Origin of the sequence: Micromonospora sp. DT44, assembly GCF_049841635.1 — a bacterium.
Lineage (GTDB): Bacteria > Actinomycetota > Actinomycetes > Mycobacteriales > Micromonosporaceae > Micromonospora.
This window is the reverse complement of record NZ_JBNCKS010000156.1, coordinates 1-802: the sequence shown is the minus strand read 5'-3', so window position 1 is coordinate 802 and position 802 is coordinate 1. Positions and strand designations below refer to the sequence as shown.

2 protein-coding genes are annotated in these 802 nt (G+C 67.7%); both read right to left on the bottom strand.

Annotated elements, in window-relative coordinates:
• Window positions 1–249: hypothetical protein (locus tag ACLQ25_RS32740; protein ID WP_425734594.1), on the bottom strand; the 249-nt coding region annotated here is incomplete at its 3' end.
• Window positions 250–299: 50 nt separating this feature from the next.
• Window positions 300–764: a winged helix-turn-helix domain-containing protein gene (locus ACLQ25_RS32735; protein ID WP_425734593.1), complete on the bottom strand. Its 465-nt coding sequence runs from the start codon at window positions 762–764 to the stop codon at window positions 300–302.
• Window positions 765–802: the final 38 nt, after the last annotated feature.

The window sequence follows — 802 nt, the reverse complement described above, 5'->3', positions numbered from 1 at the left end:
CAGCACCATCGGTGCCTGCAGACGCTGGTGGGCCTGGTCGAGGAAGGCGATGTAGTCGTCCTCGCTGAAGCTACCGCGTTCGCCTGTACGACCACGGTGCAGCCGGGTGCGCCACATCAACCGGCCTCGCTGTCCGGGCTTGAGGCAGACCAGGCCCGCGATCGAAACCCGGCCGGAGCCCTTGCCGGACACCTCGATGACCGGCGTGTGCCCGCGCCGGGCCCACGTCTTGGCCACCGGCGGTCGCATGACCTGGCCTGCCTCGTCCTGAAAGCAGATCCAGGCCCCTTGCGCCGCCGCTAACCTCTTACCGACGGCCACCGCCCGCGATGCCAACCGGCGATCGCTTCGGGATCGCGTTCGATCGCCCGACGAGTGGGAACCTGCTGGCTGTACCCGATGCGATGCAGCAGATAGGACACCCCGCGCAGCGTGTAGGAGACGCCGAAACGGCGCTCGATCACCTCGGCCACCCGCGCGAGGGTCCAGCGGGCATCGTCCCAGCCGTGCACGATCGGCCCTTCATCGAGCATCTGAGCCAGCTGTTTCAGCTGCTCAACCGAGAGTTTGCAGTCCGAACCGCCCGGCCCGGCCGACGCCAGAGCCTGCGTTCCGCCAGCAGTCCACTGCCGCCGCCACAGACGCACCGACTTCTCAGAAACCCGCAGCTCAGAAGCGATCTGCGCGGTCGGTACAGACCTCTCGAACATGGACGCGGCCTGGATCCGGACCTTCTCACGCCGGACCCGGGCTGCCGCGTTCATCCCACCACCAGCCGGATACCTCATACCTCAGGCCTACC

Coding starts and splice junctions, on each gene's coding strand:
- ACLQ25_RS32735 (WP_425734593.1), bottom strand. CDS start 764: ATGAACGCGGCAGCCCGGGTCCGGCGTGAGAAGGTCCGGATCCAGGCC.